Source organism: Synechococcus sp. CBW1107 (assembly GCF_015841355.1).
In the GTDB taxonomy this organism is placed as follows: domain Bacteria; phylum Cyanobacteriota; class Cyanobacteriia; order PCC-6307; family Cyanobiaceae; genus Regnicoccus_A.
Genome location: NZ_CP064908.1, coordinates 2,702,677 through 2,727,517 on the forward strand (window position 1 = coordinate 2,702,677; position 24,841 = coordinate 2,727,517).

25 protein-coding genes and 1 tRNA gene are annotated in these 24,841 nt (G+C 68.0%); 18 read left to right on the forward strand and 8 right to left on the reverse strand.

What is annotated here, in order from left to right:
* The first annotated feature begins 12 nt into the window (after positions 1–12).
* A complete protein-coding gene (locus I1E95_RS14155) occupies positions 13–780 on the forward strand; it encodes a sigma-70 family RNA polymerase sigma factor (protein ID WP_197163294.1) in 768 nt (255 codons plus the stop codon).
* On the opposite strand, the gene I1E95_RS14160 is transcribed toward I1E95_RS14155, so the two are convergent.
* Positions 728–922, reverse strand: a complete 195-nt coding sequence (locus I1E95_RS14160; protein ID WP_197163295.1) for a sigma factor SigF — start codon at positions 920–922, stop codon at positions 728–730. The genes I1E95_RS14155 and I1E95_RS14160 overlap by 53 nt on opposite strands.
* 287 nt (positions 923–1,209) lie before the next feature.
* Between I1E95_RS14160 and I1E95_RS14165 the strand changes: the two genes are divergently transcribed.
* Together I1E95_RS14165 and I1E95_RS14170 are read left to right on the forward strand one after the other, a co-directional pair.
* A complete protein-coding gene (locus tag I1E95_RS14165; protein WP_231594655.1) occupies positions 1,210–2,829 on the forward strand; it encodes a DUF3370 family protein in 1,620 nt (539 codons plus the stop codon).
* Between the two features lie 10 nt (positions 2,830–2,839).
* The gene (locus I1E95_RS14170) at positions 2,840–3,889 is read left to right on the forward strand and encodes a J domain-containing protein (RefSeq protein ID WP_197163297.1); all 1,050 of its coding nucleotides are present in this window, start codon (positions 2,840–2,842) and stop codon (positions 3,887–3,889) included.
* 1,063 nt (positions 3,890–4,952) lie between these two features.
* Here the strand turns inward: I1E95_RS14170 and I1E95_RS14175 are convergent.
* Positions 4,953–5,447 (reverse strand): allophycocyanin subunit alpha-B, encoded by a 495-nt coding sequence (locus tag I1E95_RS14175; protein WP_197163299.1) that lies wholly within the window; start codon positions 5,445–5,447, stop codon positions 4,953–4,955.
* Between the two features lie 122 nt (positions 5,448–5,569).
* Here I1E95_RS14175 and rlmD point away from each other — a divergent pair, with 122 nt between their 5' ends.
* Positions 5,570–6,973 (forward strand): 23S rRNA (uracil(1939)-C(5))-methyltransferase RlmD, encoded by a 1,404-nt coding sequence (rlmD, locus tag I1E95_RS14180; protein ID WP_197163301.1) that lies wholly within the window; start codon positions 5,570–5,572, stop codon positions 6,971–6,973.
* On the opposite strand, the gene pheT is transcribed toward rlmD, so the two are convergent.
* Positions 6,970–9,432 (reverse strand): phenylalanine--tRNA ligase subunit beta, encoded by a 2,463-nt coding sequence (gene pheT / locus I1E95_RS14185; RefSeq protein WP_197163303.1) that lies wholly within the window; start codon positions 9,430–9,432, stop codon positions 6,970–6,972. The genes rlmD and pheT overlap by 4 nt on opposite strands.
* Positions 9,433–9,542: 110 nt before the next feature.
* Between pheT and rpmG the strand changes: the two genes are divergently transcribed.
* The 3 genes from rpmG (at position 9,543) to I1E95_RS14200 (ending at position 12,092) form a co-directional block, all read left to right on the forward strand.
* Positions 9,543–9,737: a 50S ribosomal protein L33 gene (gene rpmG, locus I1E95_RS14190; RefSeq protein WP_006171446.1), complete on the forward strand. Its 195-nt coding sequence runs from the start codon at positions 9,543–9,545 to the stop codon at positions 9,735–9,737.
* A gap of 74 nt (positions 9,738–9,811) precedes the next feature.
* The gene (gene rpsR, locus I1E95_RS14195) at positions 9,812–10,033 is read left to right on the forward strand and encodes a 30S ribosomal protein S18 (RefSeq protein WP_006171444.1); all 222 of its coding nucleotides are present in this window, start codon (positions 9,812–9,814) and stop codon (positions 10,031–10,033) included.
* A 34-nt stretch (positions 10,034–10,067) separates the two neighbouring features.
* The gene (locus tag I1E95_RS14200; RefSeq protein ID WP_197163304.1) at positions 10,068–12,092 is read left to right on the forward strand and encodes a ribonuclease catalytic domain-containing protein; all 2,025 of its coding nucleotides are present in this window, start codon (positions 10,068–10,070) and stop codon (positions 12,090–12,092) included.
* Here I1E95_RS14200 and I1E95_RS14205 read toward each other — a convergent pair.
* Positions 12,089–13,927 (reverse strand): FAD-dependent oxidoreductase, encoded by a 1,839-nt coding sequence (locus tag I1E95_RS14205; RefSeq protein ID WP_197163306.1) that lies wholly within the window; start codon positions 13,925–13,927, stop codon positions 12,089–12,091. The genes I1E95_RS14200 and I1E95_RS14205 overlap by 4 nt on opposite strands.
* 143 nt (positions 13,928–14,070) lie before the next feature.
* On the opposite strand from I1E95_RS14205, the gene metG reads away from it, so the two are divergent.
* Both metG and lptC read left to right on the forward strand, forming a co-directional pair.
* Positions 14,071–15,660 carry a methionine--tRNA ligase gene (gene metG / locus I1E95_RS14210; RefSeq protein ID WP_197163308.1) on the forward strand — a complete coding sequence of 530 codons (1,590 nt, stop codon included), beginning with the start codon at positions 14,071–14,073 and terminating at the stop codon, positions 15,658–15,660.
* Positions 15,657–16,793, forward strand: coding sequence for an LPS export ABC transporter periplasmic protein LptC (gene lptC / locus I1E95_RS14215; RefSeq protein WP_197163309.1), 1,137 nt, complete (start codon positions 15,657–15,659; stop codon positions 16,791–16,793). Before metG ends, lptC begins: the two co-directional genes overlap by 4 nt.
* On the opposite strand, the gene I1E95_RS14220 is transcribed toward lptC, so the two are convergent.
* Positions 16,705–17,388, reverse strand: coding sequence for a cofactor assembly of complex C subunit B (locus tag I1E95_RS14220; protein ID WP_197163311.1), 684 nt, complete (start codon positions 17,386–17,388; stop codon positions 16,705–16,707). The two genes, lptC and I1E95_RS14220, sit on opposite strands and share 89 nt — an antisense overlap.
* 112 nt (positions 17,389–17,500) lie before the next feature.
* On the opposite strand from I1E95_RS14220, the gene I1E95_RS14225 reads away from it, so the two are divergent.
* The 7 genes from I1E95_RS14225 to I1E95_RS14255 all read left to right on the forward strand — a co-directional run bounded on the left by I1E95_RS14225 (position 17,501) and on the right by I1E95_RS14255 (position 22,187).
* Positions 17,501–17,908, forward strand: a complete 408-nt coding sequence (locus tag I1E95_RS14225) for a tellurite resistance TerB family protein (protein ID WP_197167544.1) — start codon at positions 17,501–17,503, stop codon at positions 17,906–17,908.
* A 39-nt stretch (positions 17,909–17,947) separates the two neighbouring features.
* Complete coding sequence (gene psb32 / locus I1E95_RS14230) at positions 17,948–18,622, forward strand: photosystem II repair protein Psb32 (RefSeq protein WP_231594656.1); 675 nt, start codon at positions 17,948–17,950, stop codon at positions 18,620–18,622.
* Between the two features lie 6 nt (positions 18,623–18,628).
* The gene (gene pxcA, locus I1E95_RS14235; protein ID WP_197163313.1) at positions 18,629–19,771 is read left to right on the forward strand and encodes a proton extrusion protein PcxA; all 1,143 of its coding nucleotides are present in this window, start codon (positions 18,629–18,631) and stop codon (positions 19,769–19,771) included.
* Positions 19,758–20,324, forward strand: coding sequence for a bifunctional adenosylcobinamide kinase/adenosylcobinamide-phosphate guanylyltransferase (cobU, locus tag I1E95_RS14240; protein ID WP_197163315.1), 567 nt, complete (start codon positions 19,758–19,760; stop codon positions 20,322–20,324). The genes pxcA and cobU overlap by 14 nt, the downstream gene beginning before the upstream one ends.
* Positions 20,321–20,806, forward strand: a complete 486-nt coding sequence (locus I1E95_RS14245; protein ID WP_197163317.1) for a tRNA (cytidine(34)-2'-O)-methyltransferase — start codon at positions 20,321–20,323, stop codon at positions 20,804–20,806. Before cobU ends, I1E95_RS14245 begins: the two co-directional genes overlap by 4 nt.
* A 183-nt stretch (positions 20,807–20,989) precedes the next feature.
* Complete coding sequence (locus I1E95_RS14250) at positions 20,990–22,042, forward strand: peptidoglycan DD-metalloendopeptidase family protein (protein WP_370594553.1); 1,053 nt, start codon at positions 20,990–20,992, stop codon at positions 22,040–22,042.
* A 71-nt stretch (positions 22,043–22,113) separates the two neighbouring features.
* A tRNA-Met gene (locus tag I1E95_RS14255) sits at positions 22,114–22,187 on the forward strand.
* Between the two features lie 123 nt (positions 22,188–22,310).
* On the opposite strand, the gene I1E95_RS14260 is transcribed toward I1E95_RS14255, so the two are convergent.
* Positions 22,311–22,619, reverse strand: a complete 309-nt coding sequence (locus I1E95_RS14260; RefSeq protein ID WP_197163320.1) for a hypothetical protein — start codon at positions 22,617–22,619, stop codon at positions 22,311–22,313.
* Positions 22,620–22,795: 176 nt separating this feature from the next.
* On the opposite strand from I1E95_RS14260, the gene I1E95_RS14265 reads away from it, so the two are divergent.
* Complete coding sequence (locus I1E95_RS14265) at positions 22,796–23,386, forward strand: peroxiredoxin (protein ID WP_197163322.1); 591 nt, start codon at positions 22,796–22,798, stop codon at positions 23,384–23,386.
* An 81-nt stretch (positions 23,387–23,467) separates the two neighbouring features.
* Here I1E95_RS14265 and purQ read toward each other — a convergent pair whose 3' ends face one another.
* The gene (purQ, locus tag I1E95_RS14270; RefSeq protein WP_197163324.1) at positions 23,468–24,121 is read right to left on the reverse strand and encodes a phosphoribosylformylglycinamidine synthase subunit PurQ; all 654 of its coding nucleotides are present in this window, start codon (positions 24,119–24,121) and stop codon (positions 23,468–23,470) included.
* Positions 24,118–24,399: a phosphoribosylformylglycinamidine synthase subunit PurS gene (purS, locus tag I1E95_RS14275; RefSeq protein ID WP_197163331.1), complete on the reverse strand. Its 282-nt coding sequence runs from the start codon at positions 24,397–24,399 to the stop codon at positions 24,118–24,120. Before purS ends, purQ begins: the two co-directional genes overlap by 4 nt.
* Before the next feature lie 98 nt (positions 24,400–24,497).
* On the opposite strand from purS, the gene I1E95_RS14280 reads away from it, so the two are divergent.
* A complete protein-coding gene (locus I1E95_RS14280; protein WP_197163333.1) occupies positions 24,498–24,839 on the forward strand; it encodes a hypothetical protein in 342 nt (113 codons plus the stop codon).
* The last annotated feature ends 2 nt before the right edge of the window (positions 24,840–24,841 follow it).

Below are 24,841 nucleotides of genomic sequence, written 5' to 3' on the forward strand. Positions count from 1 at the left end.
GTCTCGACTGCGATGACCAGTGCTTCCCTGCTTCGACCCCGCTCCAGCCGCCCTGTCCTGAGCCGCGCTCTGCGCCAGCGCAACGACAGGGTGGCCCGACACCTGGAGCTGGTGCGACCGATCGCGCACCACTACAGCTCCCTCTGTCGTGAAGGTCGCGACGATCTCACCCAGGTGGGTCTGCTGGGCCTGCTCAGGGCGGCCGAGTTGTTTCAGAGCGACCAGGGCACACCGTTCGAGGCCTTTGCCCGCCATCACATCCGCGGGGCCATCCTCCACTACCTCCGCGACCAGGCGCCGGTGATCCGGTTACCCCGGCGTCAGCGGGAACTGGAGGACCGTGTGCGCCGGCTTCAGCAGAGCCAGTCCCTGGCCAACGCCAGCCTGCACACGCTGCTGGGCCTGAGCGAGGTCCAGTGGCAGCGCTTCGAGCAGCTGCGCCAGATGGACAGAACGGTGAGCCTGGAAGGGGAGGAGGAGCGACTCGCCGCCGCCGAGCCCGAGACGGAGGAGGTCCCCGGAGACGGCGAGGCCGGTGAGCGGATCATGGCGCTGCTGGCCCAGCTGGAGCATCGCCAGCGCACCGTCGTCAGGGAGGTGGTGCTGGCGGGAGCGAGCCTCAGGGCCACGGCCCGCAAGATGCAGGTCAGCCCGATGACCGTTCACCGCCTGCTGGCCCGGGCGCTGGAGACCTTGAGACAGCGCCTGGACGGGGAGGGGTTGGGCTTCAGCCCTGCTCCTGGCTCCCATCGCGGACCATCTGCTTCTCCAGCGTGCTGATCGCGGCATTCACCGCAGCCAGTTGCCGCTCGACCCCGTCCCGCCAGTAGGTGAGCATGTGCAGCTTGCGCTCCTGATGCTGACGGCGGCTGGCTGCGGGGTCGCAGCCGGAAGCACCGAAGCAGGGCAAGGGAGGAAACATGAGAAAATGTCACGTGTACGGAGGACGGTTCTAGCGAGCGGTCCACCCCTGATGCGCCGTCTCCTGTTCACGGGGCCGCGACGCAGGTGCCGGCGAGACCTCCCTCCAGTCAAGGGCCCTGCCCCAGCGGACTCAGGAGCGACGTCCTCAAAACCGCAACGCAGTCCCAGTTGAGATTCAGAGTGCGAACATTAGGTCCCATTGGTCTCACTGCAGTTGCCGCCTTCTCCGGCACGGCCGGCGCGGTTCTGGAAGCACCTGTTGCCAGGGCCACCTACGTCCCGCTGATGGCTGGACAGGCCGCGCGTCCCCTCCAGGGGCGTTTCAACTCCGTGCCGGTGCTCCACTCCAACCAGCCGGAGGAGGTGTTCGGCCCCGGCATTCTGGTGAACACGGCCCCTGGATCGGCGGTGGCCAGGGAAACCGGCCAGAGACTGCGCAATGCCGACTTCACCTTCAACGGTGAATTCGGTCTGCACATGCATCACAAGTATTACCCCGAGGATGCCACCCGCCTCGGCTACGGCCTGGTGCGCGGACAGCTCACACTGGCCACGATCGTGATGAACCCCGGCTCGAGGCCGGTCACGCTCGAATTCGACCGCGGGGCCGTGCGCAACAGCTTCGAGGCGCCCTACCTCGCCAACCATCTGATGGGGGTCAAGCCCCTGGGCCCCAGGCCCTGGAACACGGGGCCCGGCGACGCCACTGCGGTGATCATGCTGCGCAACCAGCTCGACTCGAAGCTGCCAGAGCGCATCACCATCCCCGCCAACAGCCGGGTTGTTCTGTTCCACACCCAGCTTCCTGCCCGTGGCATCGCCAACGGCCTGCTGAGCGGACGCAGTGATGGTCCCTTCCAGATGGCGGTGGTGGCCGCGGAGGACCCCCGCACCGAGGCCGATCTGTTCGCGGTTCTCGATCAAGGGGTGCTGGCCCCGGGCCGCACCTACCTGAGCATGCTGCCTCAGATCCAGAACCGGCAGGTGTTCTCCCGCGTTGGTGGAGTGGCTCTCGGCGATGCCTTCCAGGCCAGCATCAGCCACGATCTGAGTCAGGCCTCCCTGCATGTGCCCTTCACCAGCACCAACCGCCACCATTTCGGCACCGGTGAGATCCAGGTGAATGCCCTGGCCAGCCGCATGATCGATTCGTCCCTCGACAACGTGGGCACCTACGGCGTGCGCTTCGCCGTCGAGCTGAACCTGAAGGGCTCAGGACCCTATGAACTGGTCTTCAGCCACCCCACGGCCAATGGCCGTCAGTTCACGGCGTTTCGCGGATCGATCGGCATCGAAACCGACGAGGGGTATCGCGAAGTCCATGTGGGCATGCGCTCCGGTGAAAGCCTCTCCCTGACCCCGTTGGTTCTGCGCCCCGGCGTCAACAACCGCGTCAAGGTGAGCATGGTCTACCCAGCCGATGCCACCCCGGGTCACCTGCTCAGCGTGGTCCCGGCCTATCAGCTTGCCCAGCTGCGCGAGCGTGAGCGCCAGGTTGAGATCGCCCGCTTGGCCGCTGCCGAAGCGGCGGCCGCCAAGCGCAGGAGCACTCCTGCCGCCCCCCCGCCGTCGGTGGCGGGTGCTCAGCGCGCTCCAGTTCCCGCCGCCGCGGTCCCACCGGCCACCCCCGCCCGTCGCCCCACCAGACCAGCCATTGCCAGGCCCACTCCGCCCCCGCCGCTGCCCAGACCGGCGATCGTGCCGGCCTGGTTGCCTCCCCTGCCTCCGATGCGGCTGCTGAACCGGGCGCCTGCGGGCCCGCCTGCCGTCGCGGAAGTGCCCGTGGGCACATCCGCCCCGGCCCTCCCCCCAGGAGACTCGAGTTCTGCGGGATCGCTACGACGAGGCCGCCGATGCCCAGCAACGCTTCCTCAGGCAGTTGATGGGCCGTTAAGCCCGACCTGATCAGGTTGCCGTGCCTCCCGACGACACGAAAGCGGATCGCCAGAGAATTCAGCTGATCCTGCCCGTCGCGCAGGTGGCTCAGATCGATGAGCTGTGCAGACAGCTTGGCCACCGCAGCCGCGGTGCCCTGCTGGAGCGTCTGCTGGATGATCTCTTCCCCAGCGCCGATGGTCTGGACGAGGAGCGGGATGAGGAGGGCTCCGGCGAGGAGGAGGAACTGGATGCCTGCCGGGCCCTGGTGCTGGTCACTGGGCAGGGGGGCGAGCTTCTCTCCGGCGATGCCGCGGATCGGCAGCCTGATCCAGGCGATGAGCCCTTGCCGGAGCTGCTGGCCAGGGTCCCCCGTCGCGAGCAGCCGAGGGAGCCGCGAGAGGCCGCGGGGGGGGGGACCGGGATCGATCTGCCTGGCTTCGTGCGGCAGTCGTCGGCGCGCCTGAGGCGCAGCCTGCACCCCCGCCCCACCGCGGCTGGTGAACCGCTGCCTTCGGTGGAGGCCGCCGAACTGGATCAGGCCTTGCTCGCTGCCGATGAGCATTGGCTCAACCTCTACGGCACGGCGGCGAATGAGGCGGTACTGGAAGCTGCCATGCTCTGGCTGGCCCGCGACATCTGGGCCCAGTCGGATCAGTCGGAGGGGCGGCCCTTCACCTGGGCTCTGATGGAGCAGTGGATCAGCGGCTTCGTGAGTGGCTGGCCACCGGGGCCGCCCGGGTTCAACCGAGTGATCGTGGCCGCTGGCCTGCTGGAGGATCCCTTCAGCACCGGCACACTCACCCTGCGGGTCCCCACCTTGATTCGCCGGTTCGTGCACCGCTTTCGCCGGCGTCGCCAGGGAACGTCCTTCCAGACTCTCGAGCACACGATGACGCTGCAGGGAGCCTTGAAGGTGCTGGCCCTGCCCACGGCGCCGGGTCACCAGCTCAGCCTCAACCAGATCCGGGAGGCCTACCGCGAACAGGCCATGAGCCACCATCCCGATTCAGGCGGGAGTGCCGACGCGATGCGCCGCCTCAATGAGGCCTATCAATTGCTCAAGGAGCTCTACCGACGGTCGGCCTGAACAGCACATCCTGGTGTTGCAGCTGTCTCATATCAGACTCTTAATAGGACCTATCTAGAGTCCAGAATGAGATACAAGATCCGCTCATTGTGGCGATGCGCCTGAGCCGGGAGAGCCATCTCAGGCTGTTGGTTCGTTTCGCAGTCGTCGCCGGCTCGGCGGGCGCTCGATCGATCGGTACCGCTCAGGTCGGCAGCGGCTCTTGTCCAATCACCTCTGGACAGGAAGTCCAGGGCCCCTCATACCGCTGAGATGGCAGTGACAGCCTTGCCTGGTCTTTTTGCGTACCTGCTGCAGACACAGGTACGCCATTGATTCTGTCTGCAGGCGACCTGCAGCTGTCCTGAGGTGGCGCCGAAATCACCTGTTTCGGGGCAGACAGGGTTGTTCGTCCTGCCTGTCGCTGATGAGAGCCATCACCAGACCAGAAACGGGTCTCAGTCCGGTCGAGAGAGTCCATTTCAGGACGCAAGACAGGTCCTGCTGCTGGACATAGACGAGAGTCATGAGTCTGGTTTGGGTGCGGCTGAGCCAGGTCGCGGCGTGCCCGTTGAAGTCGGCTTTGGGTCCCGGGCGCCGACGCCTTCCAGCCCTGAGGTCACCCCGCTGAAGCGGTTGCAGGACTCATGCCTGTGTCTCGCGGTAAGACCTGGTTTTGATCTCAGGCGAGACAGTCTCGACAGATCTTGAGAGGGTGCCGTGGAGACAGCTGGCCTTCCCGCACTGGCTGTCGTTGGTGTCCCGCTCTCATGGGACGTCCGGCCCGGAGGGGCGGAAATCAATCTCTTAAGTCGCTTTTGGGTCCATGTACGGGACTCAGTAATGGACCAGAGTGAGACATATTCGTCGACTCCATCGGCCTCAGGTCTGCTGGCCAAGCCACGGTGCCTGTTCCGGGCTTCAAGTCCCTTGGTCAACCGACACTGGCGTTGTCGTTCCGATCGCCGCTCAGAACGGGCTCAATCCAATGGGGAACCAGTTTCGGACAACGGTTCAGTCGAACTGGTCCGGCACAACCGTTGAGGATTCGAGTCCGAACGAAGACCGTGGGCTCCCTCCGGGCTCAGCCTGGTGTCTGCATGCCCTGGATCAGGTAGTCGAAGTAGGGAGCGGTATTGGCGGCATCATCGGTGCCGAGCAGGGCCAGGGAGGCCTCTTTGAGGGTCCGCATGCTCTCGACCATGCCAGCCATGGGGACGCCGAGGCTGTTGTACATCTCGCGGGCCCCGTTCAGGCCGATCTCCTGGATCTTCTCGGTGCTGCCGGCCAGCACGCCGTAGGTGACCAGGCGCAGATACCAGCTGAAGTCACGAAGGCACTGGGCCCGTTGCTTCTGACCGTAGGCATTGCCCCCCTGGGCAACGTATTCCGGTTTGCGGGAGAAGAGGAGGCGGGCCGCCTCGTCGACGATCTTCTTCTCGTTCTCCGCCAGGGCGCGGGCCACGCGGATGCGCTGAGCACCGCCGGCGAGGTACTGCGCCATCGAGCGGAGCTCTCCGCCGCTGGGATACCGCAGCTGATCATCGGCTTGGAGGATCAGATCCCGAACGACGCTCATCGAGGACACCAGGCGCCAGATCAGTTTATCGATCCGGGAACCCCCTTGCCGAAGGACGTCTTCAGATGTAACGCCCCTTTGCATCTAGGGTTTGCTCAACGTCCAACAGTGCTCCGATCCCCATGGGACTTCCCTTGCCGGTCCCAGGTACGGACCTGGATCTGTGCATCTCCGGCCTCAACCACCACGGTCAGGGGGTGGCGCGCATCGCCGCCACGGAGGATTCGGCTCCCGACCTGGTGGTCTTCGTTCCCGATGCCCTGCCGGGGGAACAGGTGCGGGCCAGGGTGCACCACAAGGCCCAGCGCCATCTGGTGGCCCACCCTCTCGAGCGGCGCAACGACGCCCCCGAGCGGCGGCAGCCCCCCTGCATCCTTGCCTCCGACTGCGGCGGTTGCGGCGTGCAGCATCTCAGTGACCACGCCCAGTTGGTCTGGAAGCAGGATCTGGTGCAGCAGGCCCTGCGCCGCATCGGTGGCCAGAGCCTGGAGGTGGAGCCGATCCTGGCCTCAGCCACTCCCCTGGGCTACCGCAACCGCACCACGATTCCCCTGGAGCGCTCCCCGGATGGGCAACTGCGGGCCGGTTTCTACCGCAGCGGCACCCACCGGATCGTGAACATGAACCGCTGCCCGGTGCTCGATCCCCGCATCGATCGCCTGATCGCCCCACTCAAGCGCGATCTCGAGCAGAGCGACTGGCCGGTGGATGTCGATCTCACCGAGGGTGGTGGCCTGCGCCACCTGGCCCTGCGGGTGGGGCACCACAGCGGTGAAGTGCTGCTGACGCTGATCAGCAGCCACAGCGACCTGCCTGACCTGACGGCCATGGCGGAGATCTGGATGGAACGCTGGCCGGAACTGGTGGGCGTTGGCCTCAACATCCAGCCCCTGCCCACCAACACCCTGATGGGGCCGCGCACCCTCGAGATCGCGGGCCGCCCATGGCTGACCGACAGCTTCGCAGGCCTCGAACTGCGGATCGGTCCCGACACCTTCTTTCAGGTCCACACCGCCCAGGCCGAGCGCCTGGTGCCTCTCCTGATCGAAGCCCTCCGTCCGGCCCCTGGCCGTCGTCTCGTCGATGCCTACTGCGGCATCGGCACCTTCAGCCTGCCCCTGGCCGCCGCCGGCGCCCGGGTGCTGGGCCTGGAGCAACATCCTTCCAGCGTGGATCAGGCCCGGCTCAATGCCGGCCTCAACGGGCTCAATGGCCTCACTCTCGAAGCCGCCGACGTGGCTCAGGCCCTGCCCGATGCCCTCGAGAACGCCGACGGGTTGCTGCTGGATCCGCCCCGCAAGGGTCTGCCTGAGCGGGTCTGTGATGCGATCCTGGCCGCTCCGCCCGAGCGGGTGGCCTACCTGAGCTGCAATCCCGCCACACTCTCGCGTGATCTGGCCAGGCTCACGGCAGCGGGAACCCTGCGCCTGCTGCGGGTTCAGCCGATCGATTTCTTCCCCCAGACCCAGCACGTCGAAGCCCTCGCCGTGCTGGAGCGCACCTGGGAGACCCCCCCTGAGTCCTAGGAGCGTCTGGCGGCCCCGAACTGCTTCTGAAGGGCGCCGAGGATCGTCGTGTGGGCCTGCTCCACCTCCGCTTCGGTGAGGGTGCGGCGAGGATCGCGGTAGCGCAGGCGGAAGGCCTGGCTGGCGTTGCCCGCCTCCACCTGGCTGCCCTGATAACGATCGATCAGCTCAGCCGATTCCAGCAGGGGTTTGCCTGCCTTGCGGATCGCATTCAGCAGTTGAGCTGCGGTGACGGCATCGGGAACCACCAGGGCCAGGTCTCGCTCGGAGGCCGGCACGGTGGCGAAGGGCGTGAACGACGGCTGCCAGCGGTTGCGCCGGGTGGCCGCGCTCAGCAGCGGCGCCAGGGTGAGCTGGAACACATGGGTGGCCTCAGGCAGATCAAGGTCGTCGGCCCGCTGCGGATGCAGCTGGCCGAACCAGCCGGTCACCCGGCCCTCCACCAGCAGCTCCGCGGCCCGGCCCGGATGGAGCAGGGGATGACCACTGCTGGCCCTGTCCTCGCAGGGAATTCTCAGGGCGGCCAGGGCCCGCTGCAGGACACCGCGCGCTTCGAAGTAGTCGAGGCTGCGCGCCTTGCCGGCGCTGCTCCAGAGTTCCGAGCGCCGCTCGCCGCAGATCACTCCGGCCAGCTCGGTCCGCTCGAGCAGGTTCTCTGCCTCGCTCTGGAAGACACGACCGATCTCGAAGGCCCAGAAGCCCGGCATCGAGGCCTGCAGGTTGCGCCGGGCCGCCAGCAGCAATTCATCGAGCAGGCTGTCGCGCAGGTGGCCGTAGTCGGTGAGCAGGGGGTTGGTGAGCCCCAGCCGCGGAGCGTGCTCGATCAGGCCCTGGGCCGGCACCAGGGAGAAGGCACAGGTTTCCTGCAGGCCCGCGTGGCAGAGGGCCTGCCTCAGCCAGCGCTCCGCCTGCTGGCTGGAGTCGAGCCCCCCCGGTTCGATCGGATCGGGCAGATGGCTCGCGAAGTGGTCATAGCCCACCAGGCGGGCCACCTCCTCGATCAGATCCACCTCCCTGGTGAGGTCCATCGAGCGGGAGGGGGGCACGGTCACCAGCCAGCCCTCGCCGTCGGTTTGCAGACCGCAGCCCAGGGCCGTGAGGGTCTGCTCGATGCGGCCGTCATCGAGGTCCTCGGCCTGGCCGTCCACCAGCACCGGACCGAGCAGGTTGTGCAGGGCATCCCGGCGCAGGCGCAGGGGAGCGGTCGGCTGCTGGGGGCGCTGGTGCAGCCAGCGGCCCTGCACCCGGGCGCCGGTGAGCTCCTGGAGCAGCTGAACGGCCCGGTCGGCGGCCGTCAGGGTGACTTCCCGGGGCAGGCCCTTCTCGAAGCGGGCACTGGCCTCGGTGCGCAGGCCGACGCTGCGGGCACTGCGCCGCACGGCCTCGGGGCTGAACATCGCCGCCTCCAGCCACAGGGCCTCGGTGTCGGCCTGCACCGCCGATCCGGCGCCGCCGATCACGCCGGCCAGGGCGATCGGCTGACCGACGTAGGTCACCACCAGGGCTTCGGGGCCGAGTTCATGGCTGGTGCCGTCGAGGGCAGCAAAGGGTTCGCCTGCCTCGGCGGGGCGCAGTCCGAGGGCCGCCGGGTCGGCCGGCCGACCCCCTGGAACCGTCAGGCGGTCCTGATCGAAGGCATGCAGGGGCTGACCGGTTTCCAGCATCACCAGATTGGTGATGTCGACGACGTTGTTGATCGGCCGCAGGCCGGCCCGCTCCAGGCGGCGCTGAAGCCAGGCGGGTGACGGCTCCACCCGCACGCCGGAGAGGGCCGTGAGGCTGTAAAGCCCGCCGGCTTCGATCGCCGCGGCGCTGGCCGGATCCACCGGCAGGGGGTCGCTGGGGATCACCGGCGCTGCGGGGGGGAGGCTGAGATCGCCGCCGGTGAGGGCCGCCACTTCCCTGGCGATGCCCAGCATCGAGAGTCCGTCGGGGCGGTTGGCGGTGATCGCCAGCTCCAGCACCTGGTCGTCGAGGCCGAGGGCCGCCGCCACTGGGGTGCCCAGGGCCGGCACCTCCTCCAGCAGCTCATCGAGGACGGCGATGCCCTCGGAACTGTCGGCCAGACCCAGTTCCCTGAGGGAACAGATCATGCCGGTGCTGGCCACCCCCCGCAGTTCACTGGCCTTGATGGTCAGATCCACGGCGCTGAGATGGGCGCCCACCAGAGCCACGGGCACGTGGATGCCGGCGCGCACGTTGGAGGCCCCGCAGACCACCTGCAGCAGCGTTCCGGCAGGACCGGTCGGAGTCACCCTCAGCTGACAGACGCTCAGCCGGTCGGCATCGGGGTGGGGGTGCCTGTCTTCCACATACCCCACCACCACACCTTCGGCCTGGCTGGCGAGGTCGTCGATCGCCTCCACCTCGAAGCCGGCGATCGACAGACGCTCAGCAAGTTCCTCGACTGGACCATCGCAGGAGACCAGTTCCCGCAACCACTGGAGCGAGACCCGCATCCGCCTGCATCGATCAAGGCAGAGATCCTAAGGATCGGAATGCCGGAGGCCGGGAGGGTAAGGTGTCGGATTGTCATTACGCCTCGCCTCAAGCGGCGCACGTCCTTCCCATGGCCAAGAACAAGGGCGTCCGGATCGTGATCACTCTCGAGTGCACCGAATGCCGGTCCAATCCCGCCAAGCGCTCTCCTGGAGTGTCCCGTTACACCTCCCAGAAGAACCGCCGCAACACCACGGAACGGCTGGAGCTGAAGAAGTTCTGCCCTCACTGCAACAAGAGCACGGTCCACAAAGAGATCAAGTGAGGTCCCCGGGTCGCCGTCATCGGCGCTGACCCCTGCAGCTCGTCCTTCATTCCCCTGTCCGTTTTCGCCCACTCATGTCCAGTTCCTTTTTCAAGAAGCGCCTCTCACCGATCAAGCCGGGTGATCCGATCGACTACAAGGATGTCGATCTGCTCAAGAAGTTCATCACCGAGCGCGGCAAGATCCTTCCCCGCCGCCTCTCGGGTCTCACCGCCAAGCAGCAGCGCGATCTCACCAACGCGGTCAAGCGGGCCAGGATCGTGGCTCTGCTTCCCTTCGTGAACCCCGAAGGCTGAGCGACCCTTTCCCTGCCCCAGCGGAGCATGGCGTTTGCAACCGGGTGATCTCGTCGGTCTGATCGGCTCGAAGGGGCCCGAACTGGCTGTGATCGAGGCCATCAACGGCAGCCGTGCCCGTCTGAGGGCCGGCTGGGACGCCAGGTCCCAGGTCATCCCCATGCGTCAGCTCGATCTGCTGGCCTCGCTGCCGGGAGTTCACGAGCCGCCCTCCCGCCTGGATCAGCCCCCCTGGCACCTGGCCCCTTCCGACCTGGTGGCCGCGGCTCCCGTCCGCCGCGACCTGGGAGCGGCCTGGCTTCTGCTGGTGGAGGCCCCCCCGGAGGAGGGGGTGAGTCTGGAGGAGTTCACCGAACTGGTGGCCGGCGGCGACCGTCCGGCCGCCCGGGCCGCCTGCTGGTTCTGGTTGCATCAGGGTGAGCAGCACCTGTTCCGCTGGCGCCAGGGCCGGGTGCACCCCCGTTCCCTCCGCGATCTGCGCCAGCTGCGTCATGACCGGCACCGTCAGGCGCTGGACGAGAGGCGGGTGCAGCACTGGCATCGTCTCCTGAGCCAGCGCAGCCCCTTCGATCCCTCCGCGCTCGATCCAGCCCAGACCCAGCAGCTGCGGCAGTTGCTGGCCTTCGCCGCCGGGGAGATCGAGGAGTTGCGCGATCCGGAGCTCCGCCGGGGCCTGCAGGCGGCGCACTGCAGCGCCGAACCCGGTGCAGTCCGTCGCCTGCTCGTGGACCTGGGCCAGTGGCAGCCCCATGCCCTGCCGTCGCTGCGCAGCACCGTCTGGGAGAAGGGGTTCGATCCTGTTCTGCTGGCCGAGGCCGAACGCTTGCTGGCTCAGGCCGACCTGGAGCAACCCGGCGACGAGAGCCGCCGCGATCTCACCGCCCTGCGCAGCTACACCATCGATGACGCCGACACCGAGGAGATCGATGACGCCGTCTCGCTGGAGCCCCTGGGCGGGGGCGGCCTGCGGCTCTGGGTTCACATCGCCGATCCCGGGAGACTGGTGGCGAGCGGCTCTCCCCTCGACCTGGAGGCCCGGCGGCGTGGCTCCAGCCTGTACCTGGCCTCCGGGGTGGTGCCGATGTTCCCCCTGCCCCTGGCGGTCGGGCCGTTCAGCCTGCGCCAGGGACAGCGCTGTCCCGCCTGGAGCTGTGCGGTGGAGCTGTCCGAAGACGGCAGCGTGGCCCGCCATGAGCTCGTGCGCAGCTGGATCCGCCCCACCTACCGCCTCACCTACGGCGACGGCGATGCCCTGATCGATCTGGCTCCCCCCGAGGAACCCGATCTGGCCCGGTTGCAGGGGTTGCTGGAGCGCCGCCGCCGTTGGCGCGAGGCCCGCGGCGCCCTCTCGATGGAGCAGAGCGAGGGGCGGATCCGCTGCCGGGGCGACCACCCCGAACTGGAGATCACCGATCCCTCTCCGGCGCGGGCTCTGGTGGCCGAAGCGATGATCCTCGCGGGTTCCGTGGTGGCCACCCACGCCGCCGACCTTGGGCTGGCGATGCCGTTCCGCGGCCAACCCGTGAGTGAGTTGCCGCCCGAGAGTGAGCTGGAGGCTCTACCGGCAGGACCTGTCCGCAACGCCGCCCTGCGCCGCTGCCTCAGTCGCGGCAGCACAGGCGCTGCGGTGAGCCCCCATTTCAGCCTGGGGCTGCCGGCTTACGTGCAGGCCACCTCGCCGATCCGCCGTTACGCCGATCTGGTGGCCCAGCGCCAGCTGGCCGCCACCATCTCCGCTGAGGAACCCCTGGATGAAACCCAGATGGGGGAGTTGCTCGAGGAGCTCGACCGTGTGATCCGTGAAGGCATTCAGATCAGCCGCGAGGATCAGCGCCACTGGCAGCAGGTCTGGTTCGAGGAGCATCGCGGCGAGCACTGGCCGGCTGTGTTCCTGCGCTGGTTACGTCCCCAGGATCGCCTGGCGCTGGTGCATCTGGAGTCCCTGGCGATGGACCAGGCCGTGCGCGCTCCCGAGTCGTGTCAGCCGGGGGATGCGCTCACGGTTCAGGTCCAGCTGGTGGACTCCCTCTCCGATCTGCTGCGGCTGGAAGCCCGTTAGGTCAGACCCGATTCCGGCACCAGCCGTGACACCCGCAGCCAGGGGCCCCAGGGATTGGCGACACCGACCAGGCGTACGCGCCGGGGCGACTCCTGAAGGCGCAGCCAGTGGTGCAGGCCTGGCTCCAGGGTGATCAGCGGCCAGGGACGGCCAGGGCCCTCGAGGCTGTACCCCCCGGTGCCATCAGGCACCAGGGTGCCCGCGAAGACCTGTTGATGGGGTTCGGCCGGGGCCTGGAAGGGGCCCGGAGGCTCACTGCCGGCCAGGGTCCCCCGCGGCAGCAGCAACCCTGGATCCTGCAGGGCACGGCGCTGGCGGTCCTTCCATTCGGGATGGTGCCAGGGGGTGTCCCACAGGGGCATCGGTCCTGCCGGCGCCGCGGGATCGCTGATCAGGGCCTCCTGCAGGAGCCGCACGTCGAGGGCGGCCGGCGCCCTTCCGGAGCTGACGCAGAGGGCTGCCGCTGCTCCGGCGGCCTGGCCGATGTTGAGGATCAACGGTTGCAGACGGGTGGCGCCGTTGGCCATGTGGCTGCAGCTGATGGCCTTGTCCGCGGCCAGCAGGTTGTCGCACTCGGCGCTCACCAGCGCCCCGTAGGGAACCATGAACGGGGTGCCGCTCCAGCGGCCACCCCAGCGACAGCTCTTCGGGGCCAGGGGCCAGTCCTCGCCGGGGTAGTGGTGATCATTGGCGTAGTTGCCCACCGCGATGGCGCTGCAGCGGCCCTCCTGATCGAATGGGATCGGCCCGATCCAGGCCCCGTCGTCGTCGGAGGTGTTCTTGGCGCCGGCAGGGATCAGGGGAAGCAGATCCTGCTCCAGCACCAGGCGCTGGCCCACCAGCCGCCGGCCTTCCCGCCAGTAGGGCATCAGGGCCAGGGCCGATGGCCCAGCCAGCGCCGAGCGGTCCCCGGTGCCATCGGGGAACACTCGGGCCGGTTGCAGCCAACCGCCGGAGGCTTCGCTCAAAGCAGCGAGAAACGCCAGGCTGTGCTCCTGCATGGCTCGCTCCAGCTCGGCCTGGCCGGTGCAATCGGCCTGGAAGGCACGCTCCAGGCCAACGTGCCAGTCGTTGCCGTGCAGGGGCCAGTTGAGCATCACCAACCCGCCGGGCAGGCGGCCGTAGCTGAGGGTGCGCTCCAGGCCGAACGACTCGGTGGCCCGCTCGAACGGGGCGGCCGGCACGGCTCCGTCCTGGCAGGACCCGGCCGATTCCTGGCCCAGCACCACCCAGGTGGGGGACTGAACGGGCTGGTGGCGGAAGAAGGGGTCCGTCTTCAGACGCTCGCGGGTCGGTGCGCTGGGCTCACCCCAGTCGTCGCTGGCCTCCCAGCCCAGGCGGAAAGGCACCTCCGCCAGGGGCAGAAGATCGCCGCGATCACTGCCGTCGATGGCGAGCTGCAGGGCCAGCCGCACCCGCTCCCCCTCGTGGTCCAGCACCATCGCCGTGAGCCGGGAGCCGGAGCGCTCCAGCTGTCGCAGCCGGCAGCCGCTCCACCAGCGCAGCCGGGGCTCCGCCGTCACCCAGTTCCGCAGGACCCGCTCGGCGCTGGCGGGCCGCCAGCCGAAACAGCTGACCCAGTTGTGGTCGAGACCCTCGGGCTCCTCGCGCTGCAGGGCCCGCAGCAGCGCACCCCAGAGGCCGCTCTGCCAGGGACTGAGTTCATTCCCATCCGGGGCGCAGACCCCTGCCGCACTCACCATGCCCCCCAGCCAGGGCCCCGGGGTGAGCAGGAGGGTGTCGGCGCCGCCCCGGGCGGCCTGCAGGGCGGCGGTCACCCCGCCACTGCCGCCACCCCAGACCACCACGTCCGCCTGATCGTCTCGTGCTCCCATCGGGGTGGCTGTCTCCACGACCCCGATTGTGCCGATGCACCGGTCCGCCGCTGACCGGGGGAGGATCCCGGAGAGGCACTCGGTAGGATCCGGCCCCGGCGCAGGGCCGCTCTGGCGGCGCAGCGGGCCCTTCACCACCGCCGATGACTTACACCCTCACCACTCCGCTCTATTACGTCAACGACAAGCCCCATCTCGGCAGCGCTTACACCACGCTGGCCTGTGATGCCCTGGCCCGCTTCCAGCGACTCATGGGGCGGAAGGTGGTGTTCATCACCGGCTGCGATGAGCACGGCCTCAAGATCCAGCGCACCGCCGAGGCGGCCGGGCTCACCCCCCAGGCCCACTGCGACCAGGTCAGCGATCAGTACCGGGCCCTGTGGCAGCGCTGGCAGATCAGCCATGACCGCTTCATCCGCACCACCGAGCCACGTCACCGTCTGCTGGTGGAGCAGTTCTACCGGCGGGTGGAAGCGGCCGGTGATGTGGTGGAGGGGCGCCAGCGGGGCTGGTACTGCGTGGCCTGCGAGGAATTCAAGGACGACCCTCCCGAGGCCCGCACGCCCCAGTGCAGCACCCACCAGCGGCCCCTGGAATGGCGTGACGAACTCAATCTCTTCTTCCGGCTCTCCCGCTACCAGCAGGCGGTCGAGGACCTGATCCAGCGACCGGGCTTCATCGCTCCCGCCAGCCGCCGCAGAGAGGTGGAGAACTTCGTGGCCCGGGGGCTGCGCGATTTTTCGATCTCCCGGCTGGATCTGCCCTGGGGGATTCCCGTGCCCGGGCATGAGGGCCACACGTTCTATGTGTGGTTCGACGCCCTGCTCGGCTACCTCACGGCCCTGCTGGAGCCAGGCGATCCGCCGGATCTGGGTCTCCTGGGCCAGCGGGGCTGGCCGGCGAGCATCCACGTGATCGGCAAGGACATCCTGCGCTTTCATGCGGTCTACTGGCCTGCGATGCTGCTCTCGGCAGGGCTCGACCTGCCCGAGCGGGTGTTCGGCCACGGCTTTCTCACCCGGGAGGGACAGAAGATGGGCAAATCCCTGGGCAACGTGCTCGATCCCGGGGAGCTGCTGGAGCGCTGCGGCCCCGATGCCGTGCGCTGGTATCTGCTGCGCGACATCCCCTTCGGCGACGATGGCGACGTGCAGCAGCAACGCTTCAGCGATCTGGTCAACAACGACCTGGCCAACACGATCGGCAACCTGCTCAACCGCACCTCCTCGATGGCCCGGCGCTGGTTCGATCAGGCTGTTCCCACTCCCAGTGAGGCCGTGGGCAGCAGCCATCCGCTGGCCCAGGCGGCTCAGCTGGCCCGCGAGCAGGTGATCGAAGGCATGGAACGGCTGGATTTCCGCCAGGCCGCCGTCGCCGCCCTGCAGCTCGCCATCAGCGCCAATGGCTACCTCAACGACCAGGCTCCCTGGAGCCGGATGAAGCAGGAGGGTCAGCGGCAGCAGGTGGCCGACGATCTCTATGCGGTGCTGGAGGCCTCCAGGCAGGTGGCGTTGCTGCTGGCCCCGATCCTTCCCGATCTCTCAGCCCGCATGCTGCTTCAGCTGAATCAGACTCTGGCCCCCAGTGGTGCCGCGGCTGGGGGTCAGAGCGGCCCCGATGGCGCTCGGCTCCCGTGGCAGGAGCGCCTGACCTGGGGATCCCTGGCGGCGGGAACCCCACTGCCGGAGCCTGAGCCGGTGATGGCCCGCCTGGACCTGGACGGCCCGCTGTGAGGACCGCGCTGGCACGGGCCCTGATCGTCGGACTTCCCCTGGTGGCCTTGCTGGGCTGCGAGCGCAAGGCCATCAAGCCCAAGGACCCCCAACCCTTCGTGTTCCGTTCGCTCAACCTGCGCCAGCAGGATGGCAAGGGTCGCCCCGCCTGGGAGCTCATCAGCCCGCAGGCCCGTTACGACCTGCAGCGCCGCGTGGCCCGCGCCACTGAACCCCGCGGGGTGATCTATGCCGCCGGCAAGCCCCGCTACAAGGTGGAGGCCACCAGTGGCCTGGTGATCAACGACGGGGAGGTCATCCAGCTGGAAGGCAAGGTGCGCATCGTGGTGCTCGGCCCCAGGGGCTCGGTGATCAGTGGTGACCGGGTGCGCTGGACACCGAGCCGGAGCCTGATGGAGATCGACCGGAAGCCTCTGCTCACGGAACGCCAGAGCCGGCTGAGCGCCACCACGGCCCGTTTCCTGCTCGACAAGGACAAGCTGGAGCTGCGGGGCACGACCCGCCTGCAGCAGCCGGAGATCGATCTGCGCGTGAGCCGGGCCGATTGGCTGGCCGACACCGGGGCCCTGATGGCGGCAGGCCCGGTGAAGGGGGAGCGGCGTCCGGCGGGCGAGAAGGGCACCGTCCAGACCGTCACCGGCTCCGCGCTGGAAGGAAACACCCGTGAGGAGGTGGTGGATCTGCTGGCCCCCGTCCGCTTCGTCGATCCCTCCCGCAAGGCGGTGCTCGAGGCCCAGCGCACCCGCTGGAACTCCAAGGAGCAGGTGCTCAGCACGGCCCTGCCCTTCACCGGCGTGGTCGATCAGCTGCACGTGGCCGGCGACTCCCTGAGGATGCTTCTCGGGGAGAAGACGGCGATCATTCCCAGCGGCTGCCGCCTGAAGCAACCCGGCGAGCGGCTTCAGGCCAGGGAATGTCGCTGGAACTGGGGTACCCAGGCCATCGAAGCCCGCGGCTCCGTTCAGCTGGAGCGGGATCAGAACCAGCAGATCACCCGCAGTGAGCAGCTGTTCGGAAAGGTCGGAGACAAGGGCCAGGCGGAGTTCACGACCCCGGGGGGACGGGTGTTCTCGGAACTGAAGGTGCCTCCTCCTTCGAAGGAGCGGCGCCAGCCTGCTCCAGTGACGTTCTGAGCTTCTCGGCCCAGCCTTCGATCCAGAGCTCATCGCTGCGGCTGAAGCAGCGCGGCGACCAGCCTCCGGCCAGCAGCCAGCCCTCGCCGCCCAGGGGTTGCACCAGCACGGCGGGCGTGCCCTCAGGCAGGCAGTGGAACTCGTCGCGGCCCGGGTAGAGCTTCAGGTTCACCAGGGAGATCGCCCGGCCGCAGCTGGTGGCCCGACGGCAGATCTCCCCGGGCTCGAAGGGAGAGCTGCCCAGCAGACCCCGCCGCAGCAGGGTCCTGCCCCGCCAGTGGATCAGCAGGCTGGCGGCCGGGGTGGCGGTGAGCAGCAGACGGCTCCCCCAGGCCAGTTCCAGCCCGAGGTCCTGGGCCATCTGGGGATCCAGCTCCAGCCCCTGCTCCCCCTGCAGCTCCACCCGTTCGGGGGCGAGTGGCACCGCCCGGGTCCAGAGGACGGCCACCAGCATCAGGCCCACCGCCATCAGGCTGGCGAGCACCCCGGCGCGCTCCAGAGCCGGGTTCAGCTCAGTCGCGGTGAGCTGATTGAGCAGACAGAGCCCCAGTCCGACGACCCCTGCCGCCAGGGTGAAACGGGCCGGGGTGGGCATGGCCGGGGGGGACGGTCTGGGGTTCAGCATGAACGCTGACACGGATTCGAGTCGCCAGCCTGTCCACTCCCCGGACACCTTGCTGAAATGGGAGGCCCCCTGCCCCCGCCCCATGGATGCCAGTCAGGCCTTTGCCGCCATCGCCCTGGCTGCGGTCGCCTGCGACGGAAGCCTGGGCCTCGAGGAGGCCAAGGCCCTGCGTGGGGCCCTGCAGTACCGCAGTCCCTACGCCGACCTCTCCGATCTGGCCATGGGTGAACTGTTCGATTCCCTTCTGGCCGACCTGCGCCAGGGGGGAGTGGAGGAGCTGGTCAGGGCCGCCGTGCCGGTTCTGACCGGCGGGCAGCGCGAAACGGCCCTGGCGGTGGCTGCTCAGCTCGTCCACAGCGACCGGGTGGTCAGCTCCAGCGAGCTGGTGTTTCTGCAGAGCCTGGCGGTTCAGCTCGACCTGCCCGGCGGCAAGGCCGGACAGATCCTCGCGGCGATTGAGGCCCTGAACCGCGACAGCCTGGCCAGCTGAGGGCAAACTGTGGGGCAACGACCAAATCCTTCGCTGCCCGTGCGTCTGCCGATCCGAGTCCTGGCTTCGCTCACCGCCCTGGTGGTGTCCCTTCTGGCCGCTGTCCCCGCCGCCTGGGCCGTGGGAATCCGCGACCTGCCCACGCCACCGACCTCGCAGCATCTGATCGATACGGCCGGGCTGTTCAGCCGCGCCACCTCGGCGGAGCTGGAGCGTCGCCTGGCCGATCTGGAGAGTGCCCACGTGCAGGCCCGGCTGCTCACGGTTCCCCGCCTCGACTACGGCCTTGAACTCGACGCCCTCGGCAGGCAGGCGCTGGAGACCTGGTCGGCCGAGGAGCCCAGTTCCGGTGCTTCGCTGCTGGTGCTGATCGACGCCCAGACCAACACCGCCGCCGTGGTAGCCAGTCCCGAGCTGCTGGAGCAACTGCCGGCCTCACTGTTGCGCGACACCGCCGCCAGCACCATGGCCGTCCCTCTGCGCCTGGGCACCCGCTACCGCCAGGCCTCCCTCGATGCCCTCGACCGCCTGGGCACCGTGCTGCAGGGCGGTGAGGATCCCGGACCGCCCGTGGAGGAGACAGCCGCCCCCGTGGTGAGCAACATTCCCACCCGCGAGGAGACCGCCAACAGCAACGGTTTTCAGTGGGTGATCGTGCTGCTGGTGGTGGGGACGATCGTGCCGATGCTCACCTGGTGGGTTTTCTCCCGCTGATCACCGATGGCCCTGCGCGACTGGATGGGTACGTTCGGCAAGGCGCGCAGCAGCGATCTTGTTCACCGGCTGGAGAGTGCCTATGAAGCTGCACTGCTGATCCAGAGCATCGAGATCGAGTTCTTCGCCGATCGTCCCGTCCGCACCGATCTGGACCTGAGCGTGCCCCCCCAGGTGCGCAACCAGATGCTGCGCCGGTTCCGGGCGGCCCTGCAGGTCTGCCGCGAAAGCCTCGAGGAGCTCCAGCCCCGCCGCCATGAACTGGATTCCCAGCAGCAGCGTCAGCTGCAGCTGGTCGAGTCCGTCGAAGCCCGCTACAGCTCGCGACAGGACACGATCAGCCTCAGCCGCAGACCGGACCTGCTTCCCCGCAGCCTGGTGGGTGCCGTGGAGCGGGTTCGCCAGCAGCTGGATCCTCAGGCCGAGGCCACCGTGGTGGCGGGTTTCAGGCGCCGGCGCGACACCACGCTGGTGTCCCTGCGCATCCTGCTGCTGCTCGTGCTGGTTCCCCTGCTGATGCAGCAGGCCAGCCGTTCCTTCGTGATCTCCCCCCTGGTGGATCGCTTCGCGCCCGATGTGCCTTTTCTGAGTTACACCAAGCCACAGCTGGAGGAGGTGGCCGTGGAGAAGCTGCGCATCTACAAGGAGGAGATCGAGTTTGCCGCCCTGCTCAAGGGCTCGGTGCTGCCCACCAACGAGGAGCTGCACCAGGCCCTGGCGCTCCGGGCCGAGGAGCTCAAGCAGGAGGCGGACAGTCAGAGCACTCGTGCCATCAAGAACGTGATTTCCGATGTGTTCGCCTTGCTGGGTTTCGCTCTGGTCTGTGTCTTCGGCCAGGAGGAAATCCGTGTTCTGCGAGGGTTCCTCGATGAACTTGTCTATGGGCTGAGCGACAGTGCCAAGGCCTTTTCTATCATTCTATTCACCGATATCTTTGTGGGGTTTCATAGCCCAGAGGGGTGGACTGTTCTGCTTGATGGTGTGGCCAACCACTTTGGTCTGCCGCAGCGAGAGAACTTTATTCTTCTGTTCATCGCCACGTTTCCAGTGATTCTTGCGACGATTTTCAAGTATTGGATCTTCCGCTATCTCAACCGTGTTTCGCCATCCTCTGTGGCCACTCTCCGCAACATGAATGGCGGTGGTTGAGCAGCCTGCCGGGGCCGGACTGACTCTGGTGAGTGGCCCCAGCCGCAGTGGCAAGAGCCGCTGGGCCGAGCATCTGGCGGCCGGCAGCGGCCGTCCGGTGCTCTACGTCGCCACAGGAGCCCTGGCTGCGGATGATCCCGCCTGGCAGCAGCGCCTGCAGCTGCACCGGCGACGCCGACCCGGGCACTGGATCACCTGGGAGGTGGAAGGGGAGCTGGAGTCGGCCCTGGGTCGTGCACCGGCGGATCACCAGGTGCTGATCGATTCCCTCGGCACCTGGCTGGCTCATCATCTCGATCTCGAGGCCGAGGCCTGGGAGCAACGGCAGCTGGGCCTGCTGGAGGCACTGGTGAGCTGCTGCGCCCCCCTGCTGATCGTGACGGAGGAGACCGGCTGGGGTGTGGTGCCTCCCACCGCGATCGGCGGCCGTTTCCGGGACCGGCTGGGCGGCCTGCAACAACGGCTCCAGCCCCTGGCCCGGGCCAGCTGGCTGGTGATCCAGGGTCGCGCTCTGGATCTGCACGCCCTGAGCCAGGCGGTGCCGGACCGTTGAGCGCCCTTCCCCGGGTGGTGCTGTATCAGCCGCAGATTCCGCCCAACACCGGCAATGTGGCCCGCACCTGCGCCGCCACCGGGGCGGAGCTCCACCTGATCGAACCGCTGGGGTTCAGCCTCGACGACCGCCAGCTCAAGCGGGCCGGTCTCGACTACTGGCCCTGGGTGCCGTTGCACGTCCATCCCGGCGTCGAGGCCCTGCGCGCGGAGCAGCGGCGGCGGGGAGGACGGCTGCTGGCGTTGAGCAGCCAGGCCGATCAGCCCTACCAGCATTGCCGTTACCGCAGCGACGACTGGCTGCTCTTCGGCCGGGAGAGCGACGGTCTGCCGCCGGAGCTGCTGGAGCAGGCCGACCGGCGGCTGACGATCCCCATGCCCGGCTCCGTTCGCCATGGCGGCGGGGTGCGCAGCCTCAATCTCTCCGTCTCGGTGGCCGTGGTGCTGTTCGAGGCCCTGCGCCAGCTGGAGACAGGGGTCTGAGCGATCAGCCGCTTCCTGGATCGTCCATGACGATCCAGGGGCTGGCCCCAGAGGCTTGTGCCCGATGGTTCATGCCGCTACCCTCGGCGCGGCTCGGGGATGGTGGCTTCTCCACCGGGCCTTGTCCGACGGGTGAATTTCTGCATGAAGCCTTCGCATCTGATCCTGCCGCTCCTGGGAACCATGCCGGTTCTCTCCCTCGTGGCTGTCGGCGCCATCCCTGGCATCGCCGACGCGCGTCGGCCCGGTTTCGAAACGATGCCCGAGCGCCTCGATTTCGACCCTGCGACGGCGGCGCTGCCGCCAGCAGGCCAACCCCAGCTGCTCGCCTCCCTGCCCAGCTCGTTCACCGACAAGCTCTGGGTGCGCGTTCGCGACGACATCAGTCTCGAGGAGCTGGCCAGCCAGCTGCGGGTTCAGGAAACCCCTCTGGCCAAGCTCAACGACGTCAATGAAGACCACGGCTTCAGCCGCGGCGACTGGGTGGTTCTGCCTTCCTCCAAAGCTTCGACGGCCAAGCAGCTCGCCTCCCTCGACACCAGCGAGCTGCGGCGCTCGGCTCCCCTGAGCGAGCCGCCCCCTCTGGAGTCCACCGGTGTGGTGCGCTTCGGCGACAACCTGGTGAAGCTCGCCCAGCGCTACAGGCTCAGCATTCAGGATCTGCTGCGGCTCAACCCCGGCCTCGAAGCGGCCCGTCTGGTTGAAGGAAGTCAGATCCGCGTCTCCAAGGCCGGAGCGTCCCGCTCGCGCATGGTGCTGGGTCTCAAGCCGGTGGGCAGCGGCGGACTCAGCTGGCCCGACCTCCCTGGCTTCAACCGTCCGGGTGAGCCGCGCACGGATCCCAACCAGATCGGCAGTGGCTGGATCTGGCCGGCCCGCGGCGTGTTCAGCTCGGGCTACGGCTGGCGCTGGGGACGGATGCACAAGGGGATCGACATCGCCAGCAACGTGGGAACGCCGATCGTGGCGGCTCAGGGCGGTCAGGTGACCTACGCCGGCTGGCACGACGGGGGTTACGGCTACCTGGTGGAGATCCAGCACCCTGACGGCAGCAAGTCGCTCTACGGACACAACAGCCGTGTGCTGGTGCGGGTGGGCCAGCAGGTGGCCCAGGGCACCCAGATCTCGGAAATGGGCAGCACCGGTCGCAGCACCGGTCCCCATCTTCATTTCGAGATCCACCCCCCTGGACGTGGTGCCACGAATCCGCTTCAATTCCTCCCCGGCAGAGCCTGATCTCCATCTTTGCCACCTCCCTCGTCCTGCCAGGGATGAGGGAGGTCGATCGTTTAAAGTCCTTACAACCGGGCTCGGTAGCTCAGCTGGTTAGAGCGTGGGATTCATAACCCCAAGGTCGGGAGTTCAAGTCTCCCCCGAGCCATTCTTGGCGTCCAACTCGGTGACGCCGTCCTTCCGACCGTTGTCACGCTCCTGACGAGCGATTTCGGGTTCTTCCCAGGCTGCACGTGCCAGCGCACGTGCAGCGATCTGGATCAGGCTGAGCTCAGCGCATCTCGATGGCGTTGAGGCGCTCGCGGAAACTGGCGGAGGACGAGCCCCCTTCAGGGCCCGGGGCGGGGGGCAGATTGGGCGCCGGGGCCGGCCCCGCATAGCGTCTGGCACGGCCGTAGAGCTGGGGCCGCACATCCACGGCACGCACCAGGGTGCCGGTGCGTGAGCGGCCGCCCCCGTCCTCGGCGCCGGGCTCCTCCCGGTTGAGGGGGCTGGTTTTCAGCTCGCTGCGCAGCTGGTTGAGCAGGCGGAAGTGACCGGTGTTGTTGTACTTGCGAAGCAGGACAGGGTCCCAGGACATCAGGTGAAGGCTGTGGATGGGGGCGGGGCAGGTGCCGTCGTCGCCAGATCCATCGTAGGAGCAGCTCCTGCCAGAGTTCCGTGATAAATTGTTGCGGTCGCAAGTGGTAGTCGGTCCGAGTTCGGACTGAGTTCCCTGCCCTGCCCTGCCCTTCCCTTCGTCACCCCTTTTCAAGCATGTCCCGGCTCGTCGGTCTGAAGGCCCCTGAATTCACCGCCACCGCTGTCGTGGATCAGGAGTTCCAGACAGTCACCCTCTCCCAGTACCGCGGCAAGTACGTGGTGCTCTTCTTCTATCCCCTCGATTTCACCTTCGTCTGCCCCACGGAAATCACCGCGTTCAGCGACCGCTACGCCGATTTCACCAGCCGCAACACCGAGGTGCTGGGTGTGTCGGTGGACAGCCAGTTCTCGCACCTGGCCTGGGTCCAGACCGATCGGAAGCAGGGTGGCCTCGGGGACATCGCCTATCCCCTGGTGGCCGACCTCAAGAAGGAGATCGCTTCTGCCTACAACGTTCTCGATGAAGATGCCGGTGTGGCCCTGCGCGGTCTGTTCATCATCGATCCCGACGGTGTGATTCAGCACGCCACCATCAACAACCTGGCCGTGGGCCGCAACGTCGAAGAGACGCTGAGGGTCCTTCAGGCCTTCCAGCATGTCAAGGCCAACCCCGATGAGGTCTGCCCCGCCAACTGGACACCGGGCGAGAAGACCATGAATCCTGACCCCGTCGGCAGCAAGGAGTTCTTCGCCGCGGTCAACTGATCGATCGGCGCCGCTTCAGCGGCGGATCATTCCTGGGGGGCCATCGGCCCCCTTTGTTGCTGCCGGCCTGAAGCGAACGGATCAGCTCAGCAGGCTGGCGAACAGGCGCTGACCGTCGATCCCGCCGAGTCGGGGATCGCAGGCCCGCTCCGGGTGGGGCATCAGTCCGAGCACGTTGCCGGCGGCGTTGCACAGACCGGCCACATCGCCCACGGAACCGTTGGGATTGTTCTGGTAGCGCAGAACCACCTGGCCGGCCTGTTCCATGGCCTCGAGAGTCGCCGGCTCGCACTGGTAGCGACCTTCGCCATGGGCGATCGGCAGGGTGATGACTTCGCCCTCCCCATAGCCGGAGAGCCAGCGGCAGCTGCCGGGACGGACCGAGAGGGCCGTGGGTTCACAGAGGAAGTGCAGACGGCTGTTGCGGGTGAGGGCACCGGGGAGCAGGCCCAGTTCGGTGAGCACCTGGAAGCCGTTGCAGATGCCCAGCACCGGGCCGCCCCTCGCGGCGTAGTCCGCCACGTCCTCCAGCACCGGAGCGAAGCGGGCGATGGCGCCGCAGCGGAGGTAATCGCCGTAACTGAAGCCTCCGGGCAGCACCACCGCATCCAGCCCGCTCAGACCACGATCCTCGTGCCAGAGGAAGCGGGTCGGAAGTCCCAGGCAGCCTTCGGCCGCCCAGCCCACGTCCCGGTCGCAGTTGGAGCCGGGGAAGACCACCACACCGATCGTCATGCCGGCTGACCCGCCCCGTCGGCGGGGATCTCGCTGAGCTCCAGTTCCCAGTTCTCGATCACGGGATTGGCCAGCAGCCGGTCGCTGAGCAACTCCACCCGGGAGCGGGCCGTGTCGGCATCCGCTGCTTCGATCTCCAGGTCCACCGCCTTGCCGATGCGCAGGCGATCCACCCCCTCCACCCCCAGGCGGATGGAGGCGGCTCGGGTGGCCTCTCCGGCTGGATCGAGAACCGAGGGCCTCAGAGAGATCAGCACACGGGCGTGAAAGCGTGGCACCAGGCAGCCGGGGCGTTTGTTAAATCTTGACAGCCCATGTTCCCCCTCCGCTTCGCGCCGCTCCAGCTTGAAAGGGTGAGACGGAGGAGACCAAGGCCATGCAAGCCCCACCCCTGGCGTTGACCCTGGCGGCGGCCGTGGTCTTGGGGCTGGGCATGGTCCCGCGGCCGGCGCTGGGGGCTGAGCCGCCGGCCTACAAGCTGGAATGCCGTCTGGAGAATGGCCCCTGGCACCCCTGCGTGATGACGGTGGAGGCGGTGGGGGAGCGCTGGCAGATCGACCTCGAGGGGCTGCGGGTCGTTTTCCGCCATGACGGTCGCGGCACGGTCGAGATGCGTCGCTCCAGCGGCCCCTGGCAGCCGGTGAGCAGCCGCTGGCAGGACGACCATGCCCTCTGCTGGGACGGTGTCTGCGCCAAGGGCTCCTTCCCGCTGGATTGAGG